This window comes from Bradyrhizobium sp. AUGA SZCCT0169 (genome assembly GCF_018130085.1).
Lineage (GTDB): Bacteria > Pseudomonadota > Alphaproteobacteria > Rhizobiales > Xanthobacteraceae > Bradyrhizobium.
Window position 1 is genome coordinate 1 of sequence record NZ_JAFCMC010000061.1, and the last position, 22,268, is coordinate 22,268.

Consider the following 22,268-nt stretch of genomic DNA (forward strand, 5'->3'; position numbering starts at 1 on the left):
CCTTGTCTGAGATCTCAACAACCTCATTCTGGCACAACTGATGCCGTAGGGGGCCGTCCACACCATCACTCCGCGGCCTATCGGTGAGGGCGCGAACGTTAGATACTGTTCGTAAAATAACCGCCGCGGCGTATGGGTCCCGGCTCAAGGCCGGGACGACAGACCATCACGGCCGCAGCGACTGCATCACCAAATCGACCACGTGCTTCCGGCGGGCGCGCCTCGCCGTCGGGCTCGACAGGTCCTTGCCGAAGATTGCCGACAAAGTGGGCGTGTTCGAAAAGTAGAAATAGCTCAGCCCGGCGATCGAGATGTAGAGATGCACCGGATTGATTCCCTTGCGGAACACGCCGGCGCGGACACCTTCGCTCAGGATGGCCGAGACCATGCTGACCAGCGGCGAATGCATTGCCTCGAGCTTGCGGGAGCCACGCACATGGCGGGCGCCGCCGCGGTTTTCGTCGTTGAGCAGCACGATGAAATCGGGATGGGCGGCGAGGTGGTCGAAGGAGGCCTCGATCAGCCGCTTGATGGCCTGCTGCGGCGGCAGGCCTTCGAGGTTGAGCTTGCGTTCCTGGGCGCGGATTTCCTCATAGACCCGCTCCAGCACCGCCAGATACAGCGCGTCCTTGTCGCCGAAGTAATGATAGACCAGCTGCTTGTTGACGCCGGCGCGCGCCGCGATCTCGTCGACCCGGGCACCGGCGAGGCCACTATCGGCAAATTCACGGCGTGCCGCCGTCAAAAGCTTCTCCCGCGTCGCGGCCGGATCGCGCCGCTTTGGCCTGGTGCTATCAGCTCGTCTTATAGGCATTTCCAACCAAACAGTTGACAATTCGTCTCGTCCTTGTTGCATTGGTAGCGTCACGGGCGTGCAACGACAAGGCCGGCCTTGCGATCGACATCGATGACCGGTTTGCAAACCAGGAGAGATGCCATGAAGGGTTTGAGGATTGCGTCACTGGCGCTTGCGCTTGCGGTCCAGGCGGCTCCCTCTCATGCCGGCGAGGCCGTCAACCTGATCCTGAACTGGGCGCCGACCGCGGATCATTCGCCGTTCTATTACGCCAAGGCGCAGGGCTGGTACGAGAAAGCCGGCATCGATCTCACAATCGAGACCGGCAAGGGTTCCGGCGTCTCGTCGCTGAAGGTCGGCTCCGGCGGTTCGCCGTTCGGCATCGCCGATCTCGCGACCATGCTGGTGGCGAAGAGCAAGGGCGCCGACGTCGTGGCTCTGATGAGCATCTACGCCAACACCGGGCAGACGTTCTATTGGCTGAAGAGCTATGGCGTGAACAGCGCCAAGGACTTTCCGGGCCACAAGATCGGCAATCCACCCGGCGACGCGTCGCGGGTGATGTGGCCGGCATTCGCCAAGGCCGCCGGCATCGCGCCCGACGCGGTCAGTTTCGTCAATGTCGGGCCGACCGCCAAGATCGCGGCGCTGAAGAGCCATACGGTCGATATCATCAGCGATTTTTACAACGAACACGATCTCAAGGTGATCGAGTTCGGTGCCGACCTCGGCTACGTCAATTGGAAGGATATCGGGCTCAACCCGTACGGCAACTCGCTGATCATCAACGGCGCCTACCTGGAAAAGAATCCAAAGATCGCCGACGCTTTCGTCAAGGTCAGCCAGAAGGCGTTCGCCGCCTGCGTCGCCGACGTCGCGCCCTGCCTGAAGGCGCTGCTCGATGCCGCGTCGGGGCTCGACAAGGAGAACCAGGAACGCCAGTGGGAGCGCATCAAGTTCCTGATGACGGACGATTTCACCACCACCAAGGCGCTGGGCTGGATCGACGCCGAGCGGATGAAGAAGGACTATGAACTGGTGCAGACCTATCTCGGCATGGAAAAGCCGTTCGAGGTCGGCACCGCGTTCTCGACCAAGATGCTCGACACGAGCATCAAGATGGATGCGAGCAAGGTGAAGAAATAGAAAGGCGTCGTTCGGGGGCGATGTCTCTCCTCGTCATGGCCGGGCTTGACCCGGCCATCCACGCCTTGCTTGCTTCGATACTGGAAAGAAAGACGTGGATGCCCGGGACAAGCCCGGGCATGACGGAGATCGCGGCCGAGAATTCAACCGCGCTCACTAGCGTCATCATTCAGCCCTGCCTCCAGCCGCTCGCACAACTCCGCAACCACCCTTAGCGTGGTCGCGAGATCCTTCAGGCTGACGCCGTCGGCGAGCGCGTTCACCCACGGCACCTGAAGTTTTGTCGCAGCCTCAAACGCTTCCTTTCCCCGCTTGGTCAGCACGACCAGGTGCGCCCGGCGGTGATGCGGGTTGGGCTGCAGCTCGAGCAGGCCTTCATCCCGCATTTCGTTGACGATGCGCTGAACGCCCTGACGGTTGAGTCCCATGTTGCGCGCCAGCCACGCCACAGGCTGCGGCCGCTCCGCCAGCGCAATGGCGCCCAGCACCTGCCAGCGCGCGCTGGTGAGCTCGAGGCCGGCGACCAACCGGTCGCCGGCCAGCAGCAGCCGGCCGTTGAGCCGGAATATGGCAAGGATCAGCCCGGTCAGGGCCTGTCCGGCTGGCGTATGTGGCTTGCTTCTCATTGGCAATGAGTATACGAAATGACAATATATTGTCAATATGGGGGTGCGTCATGATGCTGATCGGACAACTGGCCACCGTCGTCGCCGCGGCCTTCGCCGGCGCGGCCTTCTTCATCAATTTCGCCGAACAGCCAGCGCGTCTGCTGCTCGATGACAGGAGTCTGCTGACGCAATGGAAACCCAGCTATGCGCGCGGCTTTGCGATGCAGGCGAGCTGCGCGGTGATATCGGGAATTTTGGGATTGACCACGGCGTGGCAGACCGGCGATTGGCGCTGGACTGTCGGCGCCATTCTCATACTGGCCAACTGGCCCTACACGTTGTTCGGCATCATGCCGACCAACCGCAGGCTTAACGCTATCGCCAACGCGGATGCCGGTCCGGAATCGCGCCGCCTGATCGTGCATTGGGGAGGGCTGCATGCCGTGAGAACCGCGCTCGGCTTCGCGGCGACTGCAGCCTATCTCTGGGCGCAGCACTGACGGCTTGGTGATCGCCTGGTTGATCTTTTCGCCGTGCGGACGCTTACTGCGTGTCGGCTACGGGGTATATCGGCAGCAGATCAGAGGCAATTTCGGATGACGGTCACGGACGAAGCGCAAAACCAGCGCAGCCGCGCTTTCGACAAGGAGCAACTGCGGGCGAAGTATATGGAGGAGCGCAACAAGCGGCTCCGCGCCGACGGCAACGACCAGTACATCGAGGTCAAGGGACAGCTCGCGCATTATCTGGACGATCCCTATACGCCCGTCACCCCGCGCGATCCCAGGACCGACCACGTCACCTTCGCCTTCATCGGCGGCGGCTTTGCGGGCCTTGCCACCGCCGCGCGGCTGACGGAAGCCGGAGTTAAAGACGTTCGCATCATCGAGAAGGGCGGCGATTTCGGCGGCACCTGGTACTGGAACCGCTATCCCGGCGCGCAATGCGATACGGCCTCGATGGTTTATATGCCCCTGCTCGAAGAAACCGGGCACATGCCGTCGGAGAAATACGCGCACGCGCCGGAAATTCTCGCGCATTGCCGGCGCATCGGAAAGCAATACGGCCTCTACGACAACGCGTTGTTCCATACAGAGGTCACCGATCTGACATGGGATGAAGCGCATTCGCGCTGGATCGTCACCACCAACCGGGGTGATGCCTTCACGGCGCAGTTCGTCGGCATGGGCACGGGCCCGCTGCACGTGCCGAAACTCCCGGGCATTGCGGGCATCGAGGCCTTCAAGGGGCATTCGTTCCACACCAGCCGTTGGGATTACGATTACACCGGCGGCGATCCCTCGGGCGCGCCCATGGACAAGCTCGCCGACAAGCGCGTCGGCATCATCGGAACCGGCGCCACCTCCGTGCAGTGCGTGCCGCATCTCGCGCGCGCGGCCAGGGAACTCTACGTTTTCCAGCGCACGCCGTCCTCCGTCGACGTCCGCGCCAACGCGCCGATCGACCCGGAGTGGTTCTCGGGGATCGCCACGCCCGGATGGCAGCAGCGCTGGCTCGAGAACTTTACGGCGAACCAGGCCGGCGGCAATGCCGAGGAAGATCTGGTTCAGGACGGCTGGACCGATCTGTCGCGGCGGATCCGGGCGAAGATCATGCAGCTGCCGCGCGAGCAGCGCATCCCCAAAAACATGCTGGCGGCGTTTGAGGATTCCGACTTCGAAAAGATGGAGGAGATCCGATCGCGGATCGACACCATCGTTGATGACCGCGAGACCGCGGCAAAGCTCAAGGCCTGGTACCGCCAGCTCTGCAAGCGGCCATGCTTCCACGATTCCTATCTGCAGGCGTTCAACACGCCGGGCACGCACCTGGTCGATACCGACGGCAAAGGCGTCGAGAAGATTACTGAGAAAGGCGTGGTCGTCGCGGGCAGGGAATACCAGCTCGACTGCATTATTTACGCCTCGGGCTTCGAGGTCGGGACCGAATACAAGCGGCGGTCCGGCTTCGACATGGCGGGCCGGGGCGACGTCAAGCTGTCGGAGCATTGGGCCGAGGGGATGCGATCCAAGCACGGGATCCACGTCCACGGTTTTCCGAACGCCTTCTTCGTGCAGCCGACGCAGGGCGCCAACCTGATCTCCAACGTGCCGCACAACCTGACCGAAGCCGCAAAGACCATCGCGGTCATGGTCACACACGCGCAGCAGAACGGCTTCAGGCAGATCGAAGTTACCAGGGAAGCCGAGGACAAATGGGTCGAGCTGCTGTTGACCGGCGCCGGGCGGATGATCGGCGCACCGGACTGCACCCCCGGCTATTACAACAATGAGGGGCGCGAACCCGGTCCGGCGGCCAAGCTGAATGTCGGCCATCCCGCAGGCCCGCTGGCCTATTTCAAATATATCGACACGTGGCGCAGCAGCGGTGATTTCGAAGGGTTGGAGTTCCGATGAAGCAGTTCCCGGATTCTTTTTACGACGCGAGGGAGTGAACCAGTATGACCCAAACAACAAGTGCGGAAGCACCGAACGAAACTCCCAAGCAGGCTTCCGCGCCGGTCATTGCGCAGCACGCGGCGACGCTCAAGGCGCTGCCGTTTTCGGACACGCGCGATTTCGACGACGCGGCGCGGGGCTTCCTCGGCACGATCGAAAACGCGAAGGTGACGTCGCCGCAGGGCAGGGTGGTCTGGAGCCTCGAGCCCTATGGATTCCTTTCGGCCGAGGAAGCGCCCGCGACCGTGGATCCGAGCCTGTGGCGGCAGTCGCGCCTCAACATGCATCACGGCCTGTTCGAGGTGGTATCAGGCGTCTATCAGGTGCGCGGGCTCGATATCGCCAACATGACGCTGATCGAGGGCGACGGCGGTGTGATCGTGGTGGACACGCTGACCTCGATCGAGGGCGCCCGCGCCGCGATGGAATTGTACTTCCAGCACCGGGGCAAGCGCCCGGTCGCAGCCGTGATCTTCACCCACACCCATACCGATCATTGGGGCGGTGCGCGCGGCGTGCTGGACGACGAGACGCTTGCGAGCGGCCGGGTGCCGATATTAGCGCCGAATTTCTTCATGGAGCACGCGGTCTCCGAAAACATCATCGCCGGGCCCGCGATGCTGCGGCGGGCGCAATATCAGTTCGGGCCGCTGCTGGCCAAGGGCGTGCACGGGCAGGTCGATTGCGGTCTCGGCAAGTCGATGGCGGCGGGATCGGTTGCGCTGCTGCGCCCGACCGACCTCATCATCGCAACCGGCGACAGGCGCACCATCGACGGGCTCGAGTTCGAATTCCAGATGGCGCCGAACTCGGAAGCGCCGGCCGAGATGCATTTCTTCATCCCGCGCTACAAGCTGTTGAATCTCGCGGAGAACTGTACGCATAATTTCCACAATCTGCTGCCGTTCCGCGGCGCCGACGTCCGCGACGCGCTGGCCTGGTCGAAATATCTCGGCGAGGCGCTACAAATGTGGGGCGGCAAGGCCGATGCAATGTGCGGCCAGCACCATTGGCCGGTGTGGGGCCATGAGCGGATCGACACCATGATCCGCCAGCAGCGCGATCTCTATAAATTCGCGCATGACCAGACCATCCGTCTGATGAACCATGGCCTCACCGCGGCCGAAATCGCCGAGACGATCAAACTGCCGGCGAGCCTCGACGGCGCCTGGCACGGGCGCGGTTACTACGGCCATATCAGGCACAATGTGAAGGCGATCTACCAGAAATATCTCGGCTGGTACGACGCCAATCCGGTCAATCTCGATCCGCTGCCGCCGGTCGAATCCGGCAGGAAATATGTCGAGTATATGGGCGGCGCGGACGCGATTCTGGCGCGGGCCGCGAAAGATTTCGCTAAAGGCGAGTTCCGCTTCGTGGCGCAGGCCGTCAGCCATCTGGTGTTCGCCGATCCCGACAATCAGGCCGCGCGCGCGATGCTGGCCGATACGTTCGAGCAACTTGGCTATGCCTCGGAAAGCTCGACCTGGCGAAACGCCTATTTGTTCGGCGCGCAGGAATTGCGGCTAGGCATGCCGAAGGTGCCGGCACGCGCGGCGATGCCGCGGGAAACGCTGGCCGCGCTGCGCACCGAGCAGCTATGGGACGTGCTTGGCGTGCGCCTCAACGGCCCCAAGGCCGAAGGCAAGCGTATCGTGCTGAATTGGCAATTTACGGACACCAACGAAACCTTCGTGCTCAATCTGGAGAACAGCGCGCTGACTTACGTGGCGGGCGCACAGGCGTCGGATGCCGATGCGACGTTCACGCTGGCGCGCAGCGTGCTCGACGAAGTGATCGCCAAGCTGACGACGTTTCCGGACGCGGTCGGCAGCGGCGCGATCAAGGTCAGCGGCAATCCGATGCGGCTCGGTGAACTGATGATGCTGATGGACGAATTCCCGCGCATGTTCGAGATCGTCGAACCGAAACGCGCGGCGGTGACCTGAGAGGCCCGCCGGCGCCGCGTGTAAGTATCGGTCGAGGCGGCGTTCGCCCCGGCTTCGGGAATCGACGCGCCGCCGGGTCATCCCGGCGGCGACTTACTCAATCTGCGAGGTCAGTAGAGGTTATCGGCCACCGCCGCCACCACCACCACCACCGCCGCCACCGCCGCCTGCATTGAGCATGGCATCTTCGCGGCTACCGAAGGCATGGTGACGCGGGGGAGTTGGTTGTCGCTTGGAGCGTCCCTCCTCCTGGTAGAACGAGGTACTCCCACAACCCAGCTTCGGCGATGTTTCGTCACAAACCCGGAGCGAAAAAGCGCTGGCGCTGGTGGTTGCCAGGGCGCTGATTGCGACGAGGCCGGCGAGAGCGGCCAAAGATAATTTCGACTTCATCGACATCTAAAACTCTCCATTTCTCGGTTCGGCGAAACCGGAATGGTTCGCACATGAGTTCGACGATGCCGGATGGAAAGCGGTTCGAGCGCGCCACCTAAAAAAGTGCTTTGAACCATGTGAGGACCTGCTGCGACGGTGTCGCCGGCCCCCTCCGGGAAGCGGCGCGGCCGGGTGCAGGGTATGCGGCGGGAAGGTGCTTCCGGGGCCGACTATCGGGCGTCGGGGCTGATCACGCGCCGTGTGGTCAACAGCGCTGCCGGCAATCGCGCTCAGGCGCTAGCGTGCGAGCCCACCGTCTTGCGATACAGCGCGTTATAGAGCGAGGCCGAAAGATCCCAGCTAAAGGACCGCGCCATGGCGCTGCGGCGCATCAGGTCGAGGCGGTCTTTCGCCATGAAGGCATCGAATGCGCGGCGCACGCCGCCGAGGAAGGACTCCGCCGAAGGCTGCGAGAACAGGAAGCCGGTCTCGCCGTCCCTGATGGTCTCCGCCAGCCCGCCGGTCTGGTGACCGATCGGCAGCGATCCGAACCGCTGGGCATACATCTGGCTCAGTCCGCACGGTTCGAACCGCGAAGGCATCAGCGTGAAATCGCTGCCGGCGAAAATTCGTCGCGCCTGTCCATCGTTGAAACCGATGACGACGCCGATCGCGTCCGGCCTGCGGCGATGCGCATCGACCAGCGCCTGCTCGATATACGGCTCGCCGCTGCCGGTGACGACGATTTGTCCGCCGGCCTCGACGATCGCGTCGGCGGCGGACAGAACGAGGTCGATGCCCTTTTGATGCACGAGGCGGGCGACCAGACCGAAAATCGGACCGCGCGATACCGCAAGACCAAACTGCTTGCGGACATAGTCGGCGTTGGCTTGCTTGCCTTGCCAATCGCCGGCGCCGAACTGCCGCGCCAGTTGCGCGCAGGCGCGCGGATCCCAGCTTTCGTCGATGCCGTTCAGGATGCCGGTCAATTCCGAGGCGTCCGAGCGTTGCCGCAGCAGGCCCTCGAGCCCGCAGCCAAGCTCGCGCGTCGTGATCTCTTTTGCGTAGGTCGCGCTGACCGTGGTCAGATGCGAGGCGTAAACGATGCCGCCCTTCAAGAACGACATCTGATCGTAGAACTCGAGACCGTCGATGTGGAAGGAGGCTTCGGGCGCGCCGATCCGCCGCAGCGACTCCCGCGGGAACAGCCCCTGATAGGCCAGGTTGTGAATGGTCAGGATCGAGGGGACCTGGACGCCTTTCCAGGCGAGGTAGGCCGGTGTGAGAGCGGCCTGCCAGTCATTGGCGTGGACCAGGTCCGCTGCCCAATTCCTGTCCAGACTGCCTGCGGCGAGTTCGGCCGCGGCAGATGCAAATCGCGCGAAACGGATGTCATTATCCGGCCAGTCGCGCCCGGATTCGTCGCCGTAGGGGTTACCCGGCCGGTCGTAGAGTTGTGGGCACAACAATACATAAACCGGCAGGCCGTCCCGTGTCGACGCCCGGCCGAGCGAGCAGGCCGGCATCTCGGCCAAAGGCGCGCATTGCCCAACGATTTCAATGTGGGTGAACTGTTCGAGGATGTCCCGGTAGCCGGGCAACATGATCCGGACGTCGCTCCACGGGCGCAGCGCCCGGGGCAGGGCGGCGGAAACGGCGGCAAGACCGCCCACCCGGACGAAGTCATCCATTTCCGTGGTTACGAATAAGACCTTCAAGGAACGCCCTCGTACCAACCTGAACTATGACTGATGCAAGAAAGGGTCCAATTTTGATCTACGGCAATGCGCCAGGTAGCCGGTGGTTCCTGGAGAAACGCTTCCATGCCGTGACCGCGCAATCTAGGGTCATGCCGCGCCAGGAAAACCAAAAGGCGAACGAGAAGCCGCAAGGCCGAGGGAGCATCGAGTATGACCATAGATAATCCAGATGAGGGGAATTTGACAGGGAGCTTCGCTGGCCTGCGCGTTATCGATTTTTCAACCACGATCGCCGGTCCCCACTGCACGCGGATGCTCGCCGACATGGGCGCCGAGGTCATCAAGATCGAAACCGTCGAAGGCGAGACCATGCGGACCCGTCCACCGGTGCGGAATCATTGCAGCACCGCGTTCGGGCAGCTCAATGTCGGCAAGAACAGCCTCGTGCTCGATCTGAAATCGCCCGAGGGAGTGGAGGCGGTGCGCCGGCTGGTGGCGAACGCGGACGTGCTGGTCGAGAATTTCCGCCCCGGTGTGATGCGGCGATTGAAGCTCGATTACGCTTCACTGCACGCCCTCAATCCGAAACTGATTTACTGCTCGATCTCCGGCTACGGCCAGACCGGGCCATCGGCCGAACTGCCGGCCTATGCGCCGGTGATCCATGCGGCCTCGGGGTATGAGATGGCGCATCTGGCCTATCAGCCCGGGCGTACCCGGCCGGACTATTGCGGCATCTATCATGCCGACGTGCTCACCGGCGTCTACGCGTTCGGCGCGATCTCGGCGGCGCTGTATCAGCGCGCCCACAATGAAAAGGGCCAGCACATCGACGTTTCGATGCTGGAATCGATGCTGAGCCTGACATTGAACGAATTGCAGTGGTCGCAGTTCGAGGTCAAGGCGACCCAGCGGCCGATGTTCGGCCCGATCGAAACCTCGGACGGTTATGTCATGGTCGCGATCGCCAGCGAAAAAACCTTCCAGAGCCTGATGAAGGTGATCGGTCATCCCGAGTGGGTCAGCGACCCGCGCTTTGCGAAATATTCCGATCGCCGGGAAAACTGGGGCAACCTGATGGAGGGCGTCGAGGCGTGGTCGCGCGCGGTAACGACCGAGCAGTGTCTCGTCGCACTCAATGAGCACGGCGTGCCGTCATCGGCCTATCGCACGGTGGCCGAGGCGCTGAAGGATCCGCAGATCGCCCATCGCGGCGCGTTGGCCGAGGTCCAGGATGGCGGCGGCAGCTTCAAGGTCCTCAATCTGCCGTTCCGCATGTCGGGCGCCAGGGTTTCTGCCGCGAAACGCATGTCGACCCTTGGCGAGCACACGCGTGCCTACCTGAAAGAGACCGGCCTGTCGGAAGACGAAATCGCGGCCTTTGCCGGCAAACCGCCGAAGTCGGCGCGCGGTTGAGGGCGATCGCGCTTCGGCAACAAGGCCCAAGCCTGCGGCTTTTCATCCCGCCTCGCGAACGGCCTTGCCCGGGACTGCGATTCCAGACAATCTTACCGTCAGCCATCGACGATCCGGAACACCGGACGGACGACACTTTGAGAGGGAGCATCCATGACAGCTGCGGTCCGGTCGAGCGCACTCGCGCGATTATTTCTTGTGGCGGGATTTGCGGTCTCGCTCTGTGCCGTTCCCGCCAACGCCCAGAAGAAGGGCGGCAGCATCACGATGGGGCTCGAACTCGATATTGCAGGCTTCGACCCGCTGAAGGTCGGCGTGTACGATACGGCCGCCTTGACGGCGGCTGCGGCGATCTTCGACACCCTCACCTATCTCGATGACAAGGGCGTCGTTCAACCGAAGCTCGCGCTGTCCTGGTCGTCCTCGGAGGATTTCAAGACCTGGACCTTCAAGCTGCGGCCCGGAGTCAAGTTCCACGACGGCACACCGTTCAATGCGAAAGCCTTCAAGGAGAATTTCGACCGGCAGAAAGATCCGGCCAACAAGTGCCGCTGCGCGTTTTACATATCGTTCGTCAATTCCGTGGAGGCGACCGATGAACTGACACTGGTCTACAATCTGAAGGATCCGTCGGTGAACTTGCCGTCGCTGGTGAGCTTCGCAAGCGGGAACAATTCCGTGCATTCACCGACGGCGTGGAAAGCCAAGGGAGACGACTACAACCGCAATCCGGTCGGCACCGGACCGTTCATATTGAAATCCTGGACCGCGGGCGACCGCTTGGTGCTTGAGAAGAACCCGGACTACTGGGACAAGGACCGCGTTTATCTCGATCGCATCGTCCTGAAGCCGCTGCCGGACGCGCAGTCGCGTTTCGCCAGCCTGCAATCCGGCGAAGCCGATGTCATCTGGGACGATGAGGCCGACGCCGACAATATCCAGAAGGCGCAGAAGGATCCGAAGCTGACGGTGCATACCTATGCCGGCTCCGGCGCGGCGGTTGCAGCCTTCAACACCAAGGTCGCGCCGTTCGACGACGTTCGCGTGCGCCAGGCGCTGGTGATGGCGCTCGATCGCAAGAAGATGTCGCAGGCGCTTACCAATGGCCTGGCCCGGCCAGCCACCAACCCCTATGGCGACGGCTCCTGGGTCAAATGCAAGGACGATGGTGCGCTTCCTGAAGACGCCGAGAAGGCGAAGGCGCTGATCAAGGAATACGGCAAGCCGGTCGAGTTCAAGATGCTCGTCACGGCGACGCCGCGCGGGCGCGCCACCGGCCAGGTGCTGCAACAGTTCTGGAAACGGGTCGGCGCCAACATGGAAATCGAGCAGGTCGACCAGGCCACGATCCCGCCACGTGCCTTCATGCGCCAGTTCCAGGTCACGCCATGGCGGATCGTCGATCTGGCCGATCCCGACGTCCAGATGTATGCCAATTTCCGCACCGGCAGCCCGGTTGCGCTGGCTAACTATTCGAACCCGGAACTAGATCAACTGCTCGACCGCGCGCGGGTCACCGCCGACCAGGCCAAGCGCGCCGAGGATTACTGCGCCATCAGCCGGCTCATCAACAAGGAAGCGATCTGGTACTGGACCTTCCAGAACACCTATTACGCAATGTCGAGCGCGAAGGTTAAAGGCTTGCCGAAGATGTACAGCGGAATCGTCGACGTATCCCGCGTCTGGCTGGAATAACAGCGCATGCTCGGTTTCGTCGCGCGAAGGCTCCTGTATCTCGTGCCGGTGCTGATCGCGGTATCGCTGCTGACGTTTCTGATCGCGTCGCTGCTGCCGGGCGATCTCGCCTACACGATCCTCGGCGATCAGGCGACCCCGGAAAAGGTTGCGGCCCTTCGTCAGGAAATGGGATTGGACCAGCCGATCTGGGTCCGTTACTTCGGCTGGCTCGGTAACATCCTCCAGGGCGATCTGGGCCGATCGTTCCGTACCGGACAAACCGTATTGCAGGCGGTTACCGAGCGGCTTCCGATCTCGCTGGAACTCATGGTCCTGGCCCAGGTCATCGCGCTCGCAATCGGCGTTCCCCTGGCGATCATTTGTGCTGCGCGCAGCGGCGGACCGTTCGATCGCTTCATGACCGGCACCGCTTTCGGCATGCTGTCGGTGCCGACTTTTCTGTCGGCGATCCTGCTGATCTATCTGTTTGCGGTGGAGTTGCGCTGGCTGCCGGCGACGGGCTACGTGCCGTTCGGCGAAGATCCGGCCAAAAACCTGCGGTTCATGGTGCTGCCGGCGTTGACGCTGGCGCTCGCCGAATGGCCCGGCATCATGCGCGTGCTTCGCTCCGACATGATCGCGACGCTGCAGGAAGATTATATCGCGCTGGCCAAGGCCAAAGGCCTGAAGGCATCGCGCATCCTGTTCGTGCACGCGCTGAAGCCTTCGTCGCTGACGCTGGTCACGATCACCGGAATCAATATCGGGCGATTGATCGGCGGCGCCGTCATCGTCGAGACGGTTTTTGCGCTGCCGGGAATCGGCCGGCTCCTGGTCGGCGCCATTACCACGCGCGACCTCATCATTCTGCAGGGCGTGGTGCTGCTGGTCGGAGCCGGATTCGTGCTGATCAACTTCATCGTCGATATGCTCTACGCCATGCTCGATCCGAGGATCCGCCATGGCCACGCTTGAACTCGGCATCGACGCGTCAGTTGCCGAAGCCCCGGCGCGGCGCGGCCGCAGGCTCGGACCGCTGTTCTGGATGGCGATCGTCTGGATGATCTTCGTGTTTGCGGTGGCGATCTTCGCCGACGTGCTGCCACTGCCGAGCCCGACCGACATGGACATGCTGGAAAAGCGCGCACCGTTCTCGGCAGAGCACTGGCTTGGCACCGACGGCCTCGGCCGCGACGAACTGGCCCGGGTGATCTACGGCGCGCGGATATCGCTGATTGTGGGGCTGTGTGCGCCGATCATCGGGCTCACCTTCGGCGGCGCACTCGGCATCCTGGCGGGCTATTTCCGCGGCCGATTCGAATCGGTGGTGGTCGGCAGCATGGATGTGCTGCTGGCGTTTCCGCCGCTGATTCTGGCGCTGGCCGTGACCGCCTATCTCGGCCAGTCGATCCTGCACTTGACCTTTATTCTCGGCCTGCTCGGCGTTCCCGCCTTCATGCGGGTGGCGCGGGCGGCAACGCTGACACTGGCGCGCCGCGAATTCGTGATCGCGGCGCAGGCGCTTGGCGCGACGCATACGCGCATCCTGCTGCGCGAGTTGCTGCCCAACGTGATGCTGCCGTTGTTTGCGTTCTTCCTGCTCGCCGTCGCCATCACCATCGTGGCCGAAGGTTCATTGTCGTTCCTGGGCCTCGGCGTGCCGCCGCCGATATCGAGCTGGGGCAGCATGATCGGGGAGGGGCGCGAAAGTCTCGAGATGGCGCCCCGGCTGGCTTTCATTCCGGCCATCGCGATGTTCCTGACCGTCTTGTCCTTTAACCTGGTCGGCGACACGCTCCGGGCGCTCACCGATCCCCGTCAGGGCGCGCTGTGACAGAGGGTACCCTGCTTTCCGTCGAGGATGTCATCGTCGATTTGCCGACGCCGCGCGGCAATCTGCGCGCGGTGGACCGTGTCGACCTCACCATCGGCGCCGGTCGGACGCTCGGCGTGGTCGGCGAGTCCGGTTGCGGCAAGACCATGCTGTCGCGCGCGATCCTGCAATTGCTGCCGAAAAGAGCAAAACTCTCCGGCCGCGTGATGTTCGACGGGCAGGATCTGCTGCAGCTGTCGCCGGAAAAACTGCGCAAGCTGCGCGGGCGGTCACTGGCGGTGGTGTTCCAGGACCCGATGACCTCGCTCAATCCGGTGCTGACCATCGGCACCCAGTTGATCGAGACGCTGCAGGAACACCTCGAACTCGATATGGCCGCCGCGACCAGGCGCAGCGTCGAGCTGCTCGCCGCGGTCGGCATTCCCGCGCCGGAGCAGCGGCTGATGCAGTATCCGCATCAGCTGTCGGGCGGCATGCGGCAGCGGGTGGCGATCGCGATCGCGCTGTCCTGCGAGCCGAAGCTGCTGATCGCGGACGAGCCGACCACCGCGCTCGATGTCACGATCCAGGCGCAGATCCTCGATTTGCTGGCGCGCGAACAGCGTCGCCGGCATATGGCGATGATCCTGATCACCCATGACCTCGGCGTCGTCGCCGGCCGCACCGACGAGGTCGCGGTCATGTATGCCGGCCGCGTGGTGGAGCGTGCGCCGACGCCGGCCTTGTTCAAGAAAATGCGGATGCCCTATACCGAGGCGCTGCTTGCCGCGCTTCCAAAGATCGACGCCGCGCCACATACGCCGCTGCCGGCGATCTCGGGCCGTCCACCCGATCCGACCCGGCCGCTGAAAGGCTGTTCGTTCTCGCCGCGCTGCCGCTATGCGTGGGCCCAATGCCATGTCGAGAAGCCGCGGCTCGAGGAATCGGACTCGCCTGCTCACCAATTTGCCTGCTTCCGTCCGATCGACGCCAGCGCGGGTGCCGGCGCATGACGCAGCAAGTCTCACCCGCCGTTTCAAACGACCCGCTGCTCGACGTCGATAATCTCGTCGTTGAGTATCCGGTCGGCAACAAGATCGTGCACGCGGTATCCGGCGTTTCCCTGCAGATCGCCCGCGGCGAAACGCTCGGGCTGGTCGGCGAATCCGGTTGCGGCAAGTCGACGCTCGGCCGCGCGGTGCTGCAGCTGCGCCGGCCGGTATCGGGACGGGTGCTGTTCGACGGCCAGGACCTCACGGCGATGCACGGCGATACGCTGCGCCTGATGCGCCAGCGCGTGCAGCTGATCTTCCAGGACCCGATCGCGTCGCTGAATCCGCGGCGGCGGATCGGCGATATCATCGCCGAGCCGCTGATCATTTCGGGCGTCAGGGATGCGGCCAAACGCCAAAAGCTCGTCGACGAAGCGCTCAGCGCTGTTGGGCTTGATCCGGCGCTGGTAGTCGGACGGCTGCCGCATGAATTCTCCGGCGGGCAATGCCAGCGCATCTGCATTGCGCGCGCGCTGGTGCTCAATCCGGAATTCATCGTTTGCGACGAGCCGGTCTCCGCGCTCGACGTTTCGATCCGGGCGCAGATCCTCAACCTGCTGGAAGAGATGAAGGCGCGTTATGGCTTGACGCTGCTGTTCATCGCGCATGATCTCGCCGTCGTGAAGGCGGTGAGCGACCGCGTCGCGGTGATGTATCTCGGGAGGTTGTGCGAGGTCGGTCCTTCCGAGCAGTTGTTCGCAAGGCCGGCGCATCCCTATACCGCACTGCTGATCGAGGCGATTCCGATGCCCGATCCCGACGTGCGTCCCGCCGAGACCGTGCCGGTCGGCGAGCCGCCTTCGCCGATTTCGCCGCCATCCGGCTGCCGTTTTCGGACCCGCTGTCCCCGCGCGGACCAGCGGTGCAGCGACGAGATGCCGGAACTTCGCGCCGTGGCGTCCGGACAGTTCGTGGCTTGCCATCATCCGCTGATCTGAATATCGAAGGATCGAGTGCGTTTGTCTCGTCTGGACAGACGTGGCAATGTCGGGCCGAAATTACCCATTCAAGAACAAGAATGACGGGAGAGAACCGATGAAAAGTTTCCAGGTCGCCGAGTTCAACGCCCCCTTGAAAGAAGTCGATCATCCGACGCCGGAGCCCACGGGCTCGCAGGTGTTGATCAAAGTGAAGGCCGCCGGCGTGTGCCACAGCGATCTCCACATCTGGGAGGGCGGCTACGATCTCGGTCACGGGCGCAAGCCGCTGTCGCTGAAAGACCGCGGCGTTTCGCTGCCCCGCACGATGGGCCACGAGACCGTTGGCGAGATCCTGGCTTTCGGTCCCGACGCAAAGGCCGCGAGCGGTGGCCTTAAGGTCGGCGACGTCACGCTGGTCTATCCCTGGCTCGGTTGCGGGAAATGCGAGACCTGTGTCGGCGGCGACGAGAACATGTGCGTCGTCAAGCCGAACTCGCTCGGCGTCTATTGCGACGGCGGCTACGCCGATCACATGACCGTGCCGCACCCGAAATATCTGTTGAACCTGAACGGGCTCGATCCCGTCACCGCGGCGCCCTATGCGTGCTCGGGTGTCACCACCTACAGCGCGCTGAAAAAAGTCGAGAACGTCCTGCATACGCCGATCGTGATCTTCGGCGCAGGCGGCCTCGGCCTGATGGCGCTGTCGCTTCTGAAGGCGATGGGCGGCAAGGGCGCCATCATGGTTGATATCGACGCGCGCAAACGCGAAGCCGCCGAGGCGGCAGGCGCGCTTGCGACCGTCGACGGCAAGGCCGCGGATGCACTGGAGCAGCTGCAGAAAAAAGCCGGCGGTCCGATCCGCGCGGTGATCGACCTCGTCGGCAATGCCCAGACCACGCAGCTCGGTTTCGACTGCCTGACCAAGGGCGGCAAGCTCGTGATCGTCGGCCTGTTCGGCGGCGGAGCGACCTTCGCGCTGCCGCTGATTCCGATCAAGGCCATCACGATCCAGGGCAGCTATGTCGGCAATTTGCGAGAAACCCAGGAGTTGCTCGATCTGGTCCGCACCAGGAAGATCGCGCCGATTCCGGTAACGACAATGCCGCTCGCCAAGGCCAACGAGGCGCTGACTGACTTGCAGAAGGGCAAGCTGGTAGGGCGCGCGGTACTGACGCCGTAAACTACATTGCCGTCATGCCCGCCCTTGTGCCGGGCATCCGCGTCTTGCTTCTCGAAACAGCGATGAAGACGTGGATGGCCGGGAAAGGCGAGCGGAAGCGACGCCGTCCTTTCAGACGGCTTTGCCCGGCCATGACGAACTCATTATCAATCCGTCGTGAAGGAAATCCATGTCTGCCAATAACGCACTCCACATCGCCGTACTCGGCGGCGATGGCATCGGCCCTGAAGTGATGGCCCCGGCGCTCGAAGTCCTGCGAAAGATCGAGGCGACAACGGATCTGAAATTTCGCTTCACCGACGCGCCGGCTGGCGCCAATAATTATCTGGCGACGGGAAAATCGATGCCGGACAGCACGGTGCGGCTGTGCGAAGAAGCCGACGCCATCCTGCTCGGCGCCTGCGGTCTGCCGTCGGTACGCTACCCAGACAATACCGAGATCGCGCCGCAGATCGAACTGCGCATGCATTTCGATCTCTATGCCGGCGTGCGCCCGGCGCGGCTGATTCCGGGCGTGCCGAGCCCGATCGTCGGCGCCGATCAGAAGGGCATCGATCTGGTTCTGATCCGGGAATCCACCGAAGGCCTGTTCGCGTCGATGGGCAAGGGAGTCGTGACCGATACCGAGGCACGCGAGACACTCGTCATCACCCGCAAGACCTCGGAACGGCTGTTCGAGTTTTCATTCCGCCTCGCTGAACGCCGCAAGGCGCGCGGGCGCACGAATGGCGGGCTAACCTGTGTCGACAAGGCAAATGTGTTCAGGGCGTTCGCGTTCTTCCGCGGGATGTTCGACGAGGCCGCGCAGCGCCACCCTGATGTCAGGGCCGAGCGGGTTTACGTCGATGCCTGCTCGCTCATGATGGTGAAGCGCCCCTGGGATTTCGACGTCATGGTGACGGAGAACATGTTCGGCGATATTCTTTCCGACCTCGCCGCCGGCCTGATCGGCGGCCTCGGCATGGCGCCATCGGCGGATATCGGCGACCGCCACGCGGTGTTCCAGCCCTGCCATGGCACGGCGCCCGATATCATGGGGCAGGGCAAAGCCAATCCAACGGCCATGATCCTTTCGGCGGCGATGATGCTGGACTGGCTCGCCGAAAAGCACGGGCTGGAGACCGCCGCCGAAGCCGGCGAGCGCATCGAGCGCGCGGTCGACAAGGCCTATGCGAATGGAATCAAACCGATGGAGTTCGGCGGCGGCAACGGCACCGCGGATATTACCAAGGCGGTATTGGCGGCGTTGTGATTTTTATAGGGCGGATTGAGCCGAAGGCGTAATCCGCCGTCTCGTTGTCGACAGAACGGCGGATTACGCTAACGCTAATTAGCGAAGTATAACCCACCGAAGCAAGCAAGATGGCGGATTACGCTGACGCTAATCCGCCCTACGAAGACTCATCGTCCCTTGAACTTCGGCTTGCGCTTTTCCATGAACGCAGTGCGGCCCTCGCGAAAATCCTCCGAGTCCATGCAGGCGGTGCCGATCTGCTTGATCGCATCCATGTCGCGACGGCTTTCGTCTTTCAGCACCTCGGCGATGGTGATCTTGGCGGCCTTGATCGCGAGCGGTGCGTTGCCGGAAATCGTGCGTGCGATCTCCATGGTCGCGTCCCACAAATCAGGCCCGGGCAAGACGCGGTCGACGAGCCCGATCCGCAATGCTTCGGTGGAGTCGATCCGCATGCCCGTGTACATGATGAGCCGCGCCCAGGACGGGCCGACCAGCGAGACCAGGTGCTTGAGGCCGTCATAGCCATAGGCGATGCCGAGTTTGGCGGCGGGAATGCCGAACTGGCTGTTGTCGGCCGCAAGCCGGATGTCGGCCAGCATCGCAACCTGCATGCCGCCGCCGAGACAGAAGCCCCGGATGCAGGCGATCGTCGGCTTCGGATAGTCCGCCAACAGCGCGCGCTGTGCGGCGCTGCGTTTTGAGTACTCTTCGGAGGCTTCGGCGTTGTGGCGGGTCTTTTCGAACTGGCTGATGTCGGCGCCCGAGACGAACGCCTTGTCGCCGGCGCCGGCCATGATCACGACGCGGATGTCGGGATTGTCGCGCAATTCGATCAGCGCGCTGCCGAGCCCTTCCCACATCTCGAGCGACATCGCGTTGCGCTTCTCGGGATTGTTGAAGGTGATAACCCCGACGCCGTCGCTGACGCGCTGCAGGATCTTGCGGTCGGCGTAGGATTTTTCAGAGTTGTTGGGAACATCTAGCATCGCTCGGACTCCGGTCCGTGTTCAGGAGGCTTTCGGCTGTCGTGCCACGGTTCGGCGATCCCGGGCAAGGTCTGGAAGCACGCCCAATCCTGCCATGCGTTTTCGCTGTGGCGTGCTATGGTGGTTCGCAACAGACAAGAAGCAAGAAGCGTCATTCTCTCGGGAGGAATGCATGCCGCTGACGCGCCGGGAAGCGATTGCGGGATGCGGCGGTGGGCTGGCCTGGCTGGCCGTTTCGCCAGCGCAGGCCCAGGCGACCTATCCCAACCGGACGATCAGGATGATCGTGCCGTATCCGCCGGGCGGCACCACCGACCTGCTTGGCCGGCTGGTCACCGACCAGTTCAGGAGCGGCCTGGATGCAACCGTCATTGTCGAGAACAAGCCGGGGGCCGGTACCACGCTGGGCGCAGACCTGGTCGCAAAGTCGGAGCCCGACGGCTACACGCTGCTGATGGCGACCTCGACCACGCTCGCCATCAACAAGACGCTGTACAGGAAATTACCCTACGACCCCACAAAGGACTTTGAGCCGATCGGCCTTGTGGCCGGCGTGCCCTTTGCGCTGATCGTCAACCCGACGATCCCGGCCAAGACGCTACCGGAGTTCATCGCCTACGCCAAATCAAAGCCCGGCCTCAGCTATGGCTCGGCCGGCAATGGAAGTCCGCAACATCTCGGCGCCGAAATGCTGAAGTCGGCAGCCGGAATCGATGTCCGCCACGTGCCATATCGCGGCAGTGTGCCGGCGATGCTCGATGTGATCGCGGGGCATATCCTCTTCATGGTGGTGGACCTGCAGCCGGCGCTGCAACAGATCCGCGAAGGCAAGGTCAGGGTGCTCGGCGTGACCACGCCCAAGCGCGTTTCGATTGCGCCTGATATTCCCACCCTCGCCGAAGCGGGCCTCACCGGCTTTGAACTGGTGGCCTGGCAGGGCGTGGTCGCGCCGGCGGGCACGCCGCGCCCGATCGTCGATGCATTGGCGGCGCAACTCGCGAAGCTGATGGCTGACCCGCCAACGCGGGAGAAGTTGATAAAGCTTTCGCTGGAGCCGCTGCCGCCGTCGACACCGGACAGTTTTGCAGCTTACATCAAGACCGAAGTCGAGCGCTGGGCCGTGATCGTCAAGAACTCCGGCGCCGAACTCGAATAACAAGAATGCCTCTGCCAAGAAGTCCTCTGTAAAGGCTCCTCTGCAAGCGCACGGTCAGTGTTCGGCATGAATGATAGCAATGTCCTGATCGTTGGCGCCGGACCGGTCGGGCTGACCCTCGCGATCGATCTGGCGTGGCGCGGTATCGACGTGACGGTGGTGGAAACGCGGGCGCCCGCAGCGCCGCCGGAACCGAAATGCAACCACGTCGCCGCCCGCACCATGGAGATCTTCCGGCGGCTGGGCCTCGCCGAGAACATCCGCAATGCCGGATTGCCGGCGGATTATCCGCACGACATCAGCTACCGCACCTCGTTCACCGGGCAGGAACTGACGCGGATTCACATTCCCTGCCGGCGCGATCGCTTCACTGCGACGGATGGCCCCGATTGCAACTGGCCGACGCCGGAGCCGCCGCACCGCATCAACCAGATATTCCTTGAGCCGATGCTGTTTGCGCACGCGGCGGCGCAATTGCGCATCCGGATCATCAACCGGACCTCGGTCGAGGACGTCGTGGTGGAAGATACCGGCGCGCGCATGAGCTTGCGTGATCTCGACACCGGCGCCGTGAGGACCGTGAATTGCCGTTACCTGATCGGTTGCGACGGCGCGCGCTCGATTGTTCGCAAGGCGATCGGCGCCGAATTGTCCGGCGATGCCGTGATCCAGCGCGTGCAGTCGACCTACATTCGCGCACCCGGGCTGATCGATCGTCAGCGATGCGAACGCGCGTGGGGCACCGGTGCCATCAACCCGCGCCGCTCGGGCATGGTGTATGCGATCGACGGTCGCGAGCGCTGGCTGGTGCATAATTACATGAAGCCGGGCGAGGGCGGTTTCGACGAGATCGACCGCGATGCCTGTCTGCGCACCATCCTCGGCGTGGAGGGTGATTTCAACTACGAGATCCTCTCAAAGGAAGACTGGTACGGCCGCCGGCTGATCGCCAGCAAGTTTCGTGATCGCTGCGCCTTCATCGCCGGCGATGCCGCGCATATCTGGGTGCCCTACGCCGGCTACGGCATGAACGCAGGGATTGCGGACGCCATGAATCTGTCGTGGCTGCTGGCGGCGCATCTCAACGGCTGGGCGCCACCCTCCATCCTCGACGCCTATGAAGCGGAACGCTGGCCGATCACCAGCCAGGTGTCACGGTTTGCGATGTCGCATGCGGAAGCCGAAATTCGCCGCCGAGGGTCGGTGCCAGCGGACATCGAGGCGGCGGGTCCGCAAGGCGCGCGCGTGCGCGAAGAAATCGGCCGGCTCACCTATGAGATCAACGTCCAGCAATATGCCTGCGCCGGCCTCAATTTCGGCACCTTTTACGATCGCTCGCCGATCATCGCCTATGACGGCGCCGCGGCTCCGGCCTACACGATGAGCCTCTATACGCCCTCGACAGTCCCGGGCTGCCGTACGCCGCATTTTCGGCGCGCCGACGGAAGTTCGATTTACGACGCCATGGGCGAGGGGTTTACGCTGTTGAGGTTCGATTCAGCCGCAGACGTCGCTGCGCTCGAGGCGGCGGCTCGCGTGAGGGGTGTGCCGCTTGCGGTGCTCGATGTCGAGGGAGCGGACATTGCCACCGGTGATGGCAACGGTCTGGTGCTGCCGGGTCTGGTGTTGTCGCGGCCGGACCAGCACGTGGCCTGGCGGGGCGTTCGCGTGCCGGACGATCCGCTCGGGCTGATCGATCGTGTGCGCGGTGCCGGAAGCTAAAGCGGGATGGAGTTAGGTTGAATCGATTTGGGATTCCCAAATCAGTAGGTTTCTGATTCACCATGCTGGCTGG

General features: G+C 63.3%; 19 protein-coding genes. 14 read left to right on the plus strand and 5 right to left on the minus strand.

Annotated elements, in window-relative coordinates; translation table 11 throughout:
* Positions 1-166 precede the first annotated feature (166 nt).
* Positions 167-814 (minus strand): TetR/AcrR family transcriptional regulator, encoded by a 648-nt coding sequence (locus JQ609_RS34145; protein WP_212276977.1) that lies wholly within the window; start codon positions 812-814, stop codon positions 167-169.
* A gap of 123 nt (positions 815-937) precedes the next feature.
* Here JQ609_RS34145 and JQ609_RS34150 point away from each other — a divergent pair, with 123 nt between their 5' ends.
* Positions 938-1,942, plus strand: a complete 1,005-nt coding sequence (locus JQ609_RS34150; protein ID WP_212276979.1) for an ABC transporter substrate-binding protein — start codon at positions 938-940, stop codon at positions 1,940-1,942.
* A 143-nt stretch (positions 1,943-2,085) separates the two neighbouring features.
* Here the strand turns inward: JQ609_RS34150 and JQ609_RS34155 are convergent, their stop codons facing one another.
* On the minus strand, positions 2,086-2,568 hold the full coding sequence (locus JQ609_RS34155; protein ID WP_212276981.1) for a MarR family winged helix-turn-helix transcriptional regulator: 483 nt from the start codon (positions 2,566-2,568) through the stop codon (positions 2,086-2,088).
* Between the two features lie 53 nt (positions 2,569-2,621).
* Here JQ609_RS34155 and JQ609_RS34160 point away from each other — a divergent pair, with 53 nt between their 5' ends.
* The 3 genes from JQ609_RS34160 to JQ609_RS34170 all read left to right on the plus strand — a co-directional run bounded on the left by JQ609_RS34160 (position 2,622) and on the right by JQ609_RS34170 (position 6,958).
* Complete coding sequence (locus JQ609_RS34160; protein WP_212277011.1) at positions 2,622-3,050, plus strand: DUF1772 domain-containing protein; 429 nt, start codon at positions 2,622-2,624, stop codon at positions 3,048-3,050.
* Positions 3,051-3,146: 96 nt separating this feature from the next.
* On the plus strand, positions 3,147-4,967 hold the full coding sequence (locus tag JQ609_RS34165; protein ID WP_212276983.1) for an NAD(P)/FAD-dependent oxidoreductase: 1,821 nt from the start codon (positions 3,147-3,149) through the stop codon (positions 4,965-4,967).
* Positions 4,968-5,011: 44 nt separating this feature from the next.
* Positions 5,012-6,958: an alkyl/aryl-sulfatase gene (locus JQ609_RS34170; RefSeq protein WP_212276985.1), complete on the plus strand. Its 1,947-nt coding sequence runs from the start codon at positions 5,012-5,014 to the stop codon at positions 6,956-6,958.
* A gap of 120 nt (positions 6,959-7,078) precedes the next feature.
* Here the strand turns inward: JQ609_RS34170 and JQ609_RS34175 are convergent, their stop codons facing one another.
* The gene (locus tag JQ609_RS34175) at positions 7,079-7,357 is read right to left on the minus strand and encodes a hypothetical protein (RefSeq protein ID WP_212276987.1); all 279 of its coding nucleotides are present in this window, start codon (positions 7,355-7,357) and stop codon (positions 7,079-7,081) included.
* A 266-nt stretch (positions 7,358-7,623) separates the two neighbouring features.
* Entirely contained in the window at positions 7,624-9,051 is a 1,428-nt protein-coding gene (glgA, locus tag JQ609_RS34180; protein WP_212276989.1) for a glycogen synthase GlgA, read from the minus strand.
* A 192-nt stretch (positions 9,052-9,243) separates the two neighbouring features.
* Here glgA and JQ609_RS34185 point away from each other — a divergent pair, with 192 nt between their 5' ends.
* From JQ609_RS34185 to JQ609_RS34220, 8 genes are all read left to right on the plus strand, one after another.
* On the plus strand, positions 9,244-10,449 hold the full coding sequence (locus JQ609_RS34185) for a CaiB/BaiF CoA-transferase family protein (protein WP_212276990.1): 1,206 nt from the start codon (positions 9,244-9,246) through the stop codon (positions 10,447-10,449).
* Between the two features lie 153 nt (positions 10,450-10,602).
* Positions 10,603-12,144 carry an ABC transporter substrate-binding protein gene (locus JQ609_RS34190; protein WP_212208467.1) on the plus strand — a complete coding sequence of 514 codons (1,542 nt, stop codon included), beginning with the start codon at positions 10,603-10,605 and terminating at the stop codon, positions 12,142-12,144.
* Positions 12,145-12,150: 6 nt separating this feature from the next.
* A complete protein-coding gene (locus JQ609_RS34195) occupies positions 12,151-13,101 on the plus strand; it encodes an ABC transporter permease (RefSeq protein ID WP_212208466.1) in 951 nt (316 codons plus the stop codon).
* Positions 13,088-13,960, plus strand: a complete 873-nt coding sequence (locus JQ609_RS34200) for an ABC transporter permease (RefSeq protein ID WP_212276992.1) — start codon at positions 13,088-13,090, stop codon at positions 13,958-13,960. The genes JQ609_RS34195 and JQ609_RS34200 overlap by 14 nt, the downstream gene beginning before the upstream one ends.
* Positions 13,957-14,952: an ABC transporter ATP-binding protein gene (locus tag JQ609_RS34205; protein WP_212276999.1), complete on the plus strand. Its 996-nt coding sequence runs from the start codon at positions 13,957-13,959 to the stop codon at positions 14,950-14,952. The genes JQ609_RS34200 and JQ609_RS34205 overlap by 4 nt, the downstream gene beginning before the upstream one ends.
* On the plus strand, positions 14,949-15,929 hold the full coding sequence (locus JQ609_RS34210) for an ABC transporter ATP-binding protein (RefSeq protein ID WP_212277001.1): 981 nt from the start codon (positions 14,949-14,951) through the stop codon (positions 15,927-15,929). Before JQ609_RS34205 ends, JQ609_RS34210 begins: the two co-directional genes overlap by 4 nt.
* A 97-nt stretch (positions 15,930-16,026) precedes the next feature.
* Positions 16,027-17,094, plus strand: coding sequence for an alcohol dehydrogenase (locus JQ609_RS34215; protein ID WP_212277003.1), 1,068 nt, complete (start codon positions 16,027-16,029; stop codon positions 17,092-17,094).
* A 169-nt stretch (positions 17,095-17,263) separates the two neighbouring features.
* Positions 17,264-18,346 (plus strand): isocitrate/isopropylmalate dehydrogenase family protein, encoded by a 1,083-nt coding sequence (locus JQ609_RS34220; protein ID WP_212208460.1) that lies wholly within the window; start codon positions 17,264-17,266, stop codon positions 18,344-18,346.
* Positions 18,347-18,495: 149 nt separating this feature from the next.
* Here the strand turns inward: JQ609_RS34220 and JQ609_RS34225 are convergent, their stop codons facing one another.
* Positions 18,496-19,317 (minus strand): enoyl-CoA hydratase, encoded by an 822-nt coding sequence (locus tag JQ609_RS34225; protein WP_212277005.1) that lies wholly within the window; start codon positions 19,315-19,317, stop codon positions 18,496-18,498.
* A 172-nt stretch (positions 19,318-19,489) separates the two neighbouring features.
* On the opposite strand from JQ609_RS34225, the gene JQ609_RS34230 reads away from it, so the two are divergent.
* Entirely contained in the window at positions 19,490-20,473 is a 984-nt protein-coding gene (locus tag JQ609_RS34230; protein WP_212277007.1) for a tripartite tricarboxylate transporter substrate binding protein, read from the plus strand.
* Between the two features lie 66 nt (positions 20,474-20,539).
* A complete protein-coding gene (locus JQ609_RS34235; RefSeq protein WP_212277009.1) occupies positions 20,540-22,195 on the plus strand; it encodes an FAD-dependent oxidoreductase in 1,656 nt (551 codons plus the stop codon).
* The last annotated feature ends 73 nt before the right edge of the window (positions 22,196-22,268 follow it).

Coding starts and splice junctions, on each gene's coding strand:
- JQ609_RS34200 (WP_212276992.1), top strand. CDS start 13,088: ATGGCCACGCTTGAACTCGGCATCGACGCGTCAGTTGCCGAAGCCCCG.
- JQ609_RS34195 (WP_212208466.1), top strand. CDS start 12,151: ATGCTCGGTTTCGTCGCGCGAAGGCTCCTGTATCTCGTGCCGGTGCTG.
- JQ609_RS34190 (WP_212208467.1), top strand. CDS start 10,603: ATGACAGCTGCGGTCCGGTCGAGCGCACTCGCGCGATTATTTCTTGTG.
- JQ609_RS34155 (WP_212276981.1), bottom strand. CDS start 2,568: ATGAGAAGCAAGCCACATACGCCAGCCGGACAGGCCCTGACCGGGCTG.
- JQ609_RS34215 (WP_212277003.1), top strand. CDS start 16,027: ATGAAAAGTTTCCAGGTCGCCGAGTTCAACGCCCCCTTGAAAGAAGTC.
- JQ609_RS34165 (WP_212276983.1), top strand. CDS start 3,147: ATGACGGTCACGGACGAAGCGCAAAACCAGCGCAGCCGCGCTTTCGAC.
- JQ609_RS34170 (WP_212276985.1), top strand. CDS start 5,012: ATGACCCAAACAACAAGTGCGGAAGCACCGAACGAAACTCCCAAGCAG.
- JQ609_RS34145 (WP_212276977.1), bottom strand. CDS start 814: ATGCCTATAAGACGAGCTGATAGCACCAGGCCAAAGCGGCGCGATCCG.
- JQ609_RS34230 (WP_212277007.1), top strand. CDS start 19,490: ATGCCGCTGACGCGCCGGGAAGCGATTGCGGGATGCGGCGGTGGGCTG.
- JQ609_RS34185 (WP_212276990.1), top strand. CDS start 9,244: ATGACCATAGATAATCCAGATGAGGGGAATTTGACAGGGAGCTTCGCT.
- JQ609_RS34220 (WP_212208460.1), top strand. CDS start 17,264: ATGTCTGCCAATAACGCACTCCACATCGCCGTACTCGGCGGCGATGGC.
- JQ609_RS34150 (WP_212276979.1), top strand. CDS start 938: ATGAAGGGTTTGAGGATTGCGTCACTGGCGCTTGCGCTTGCGGTCCAG.
- JQ609_RS34210 (WP_212277001.1), top strand. CDS start 14,949: ATGACGCAGCAAGTCTCACCCGCCGTTTCAAACGACCCGCTGCTCGAC.
- JQ609_RS34225 (WP_212277005.1), bottom strand. CDS start 19,317: ATGCTAGATGTTCCCAACAACTCTGAAAAATCCTACGCCGACCGCAAG.
- JQ609_RS34160 (WP_212277011.1), top strand. CDS start 2,622: ATGCTGATCGGACAACTGGCCACCGTCGTCGCCGCGGCCTTCGCCGGC.
- JQ609_RS34235 (WP_212277009.1), top strand. CDS start 20,540: ATGAATGATAGCAATGTCCTGATCGTTGGCGCCGGACCGGTCGGGCTG.
- JQ609_RS34175 (WP_212276987.1), bottom strand. CDS start 7,357: ATGTCGATGAAGTCGAAATTATCTTTGGCCGCTCTCGCCGGCCTCGTC.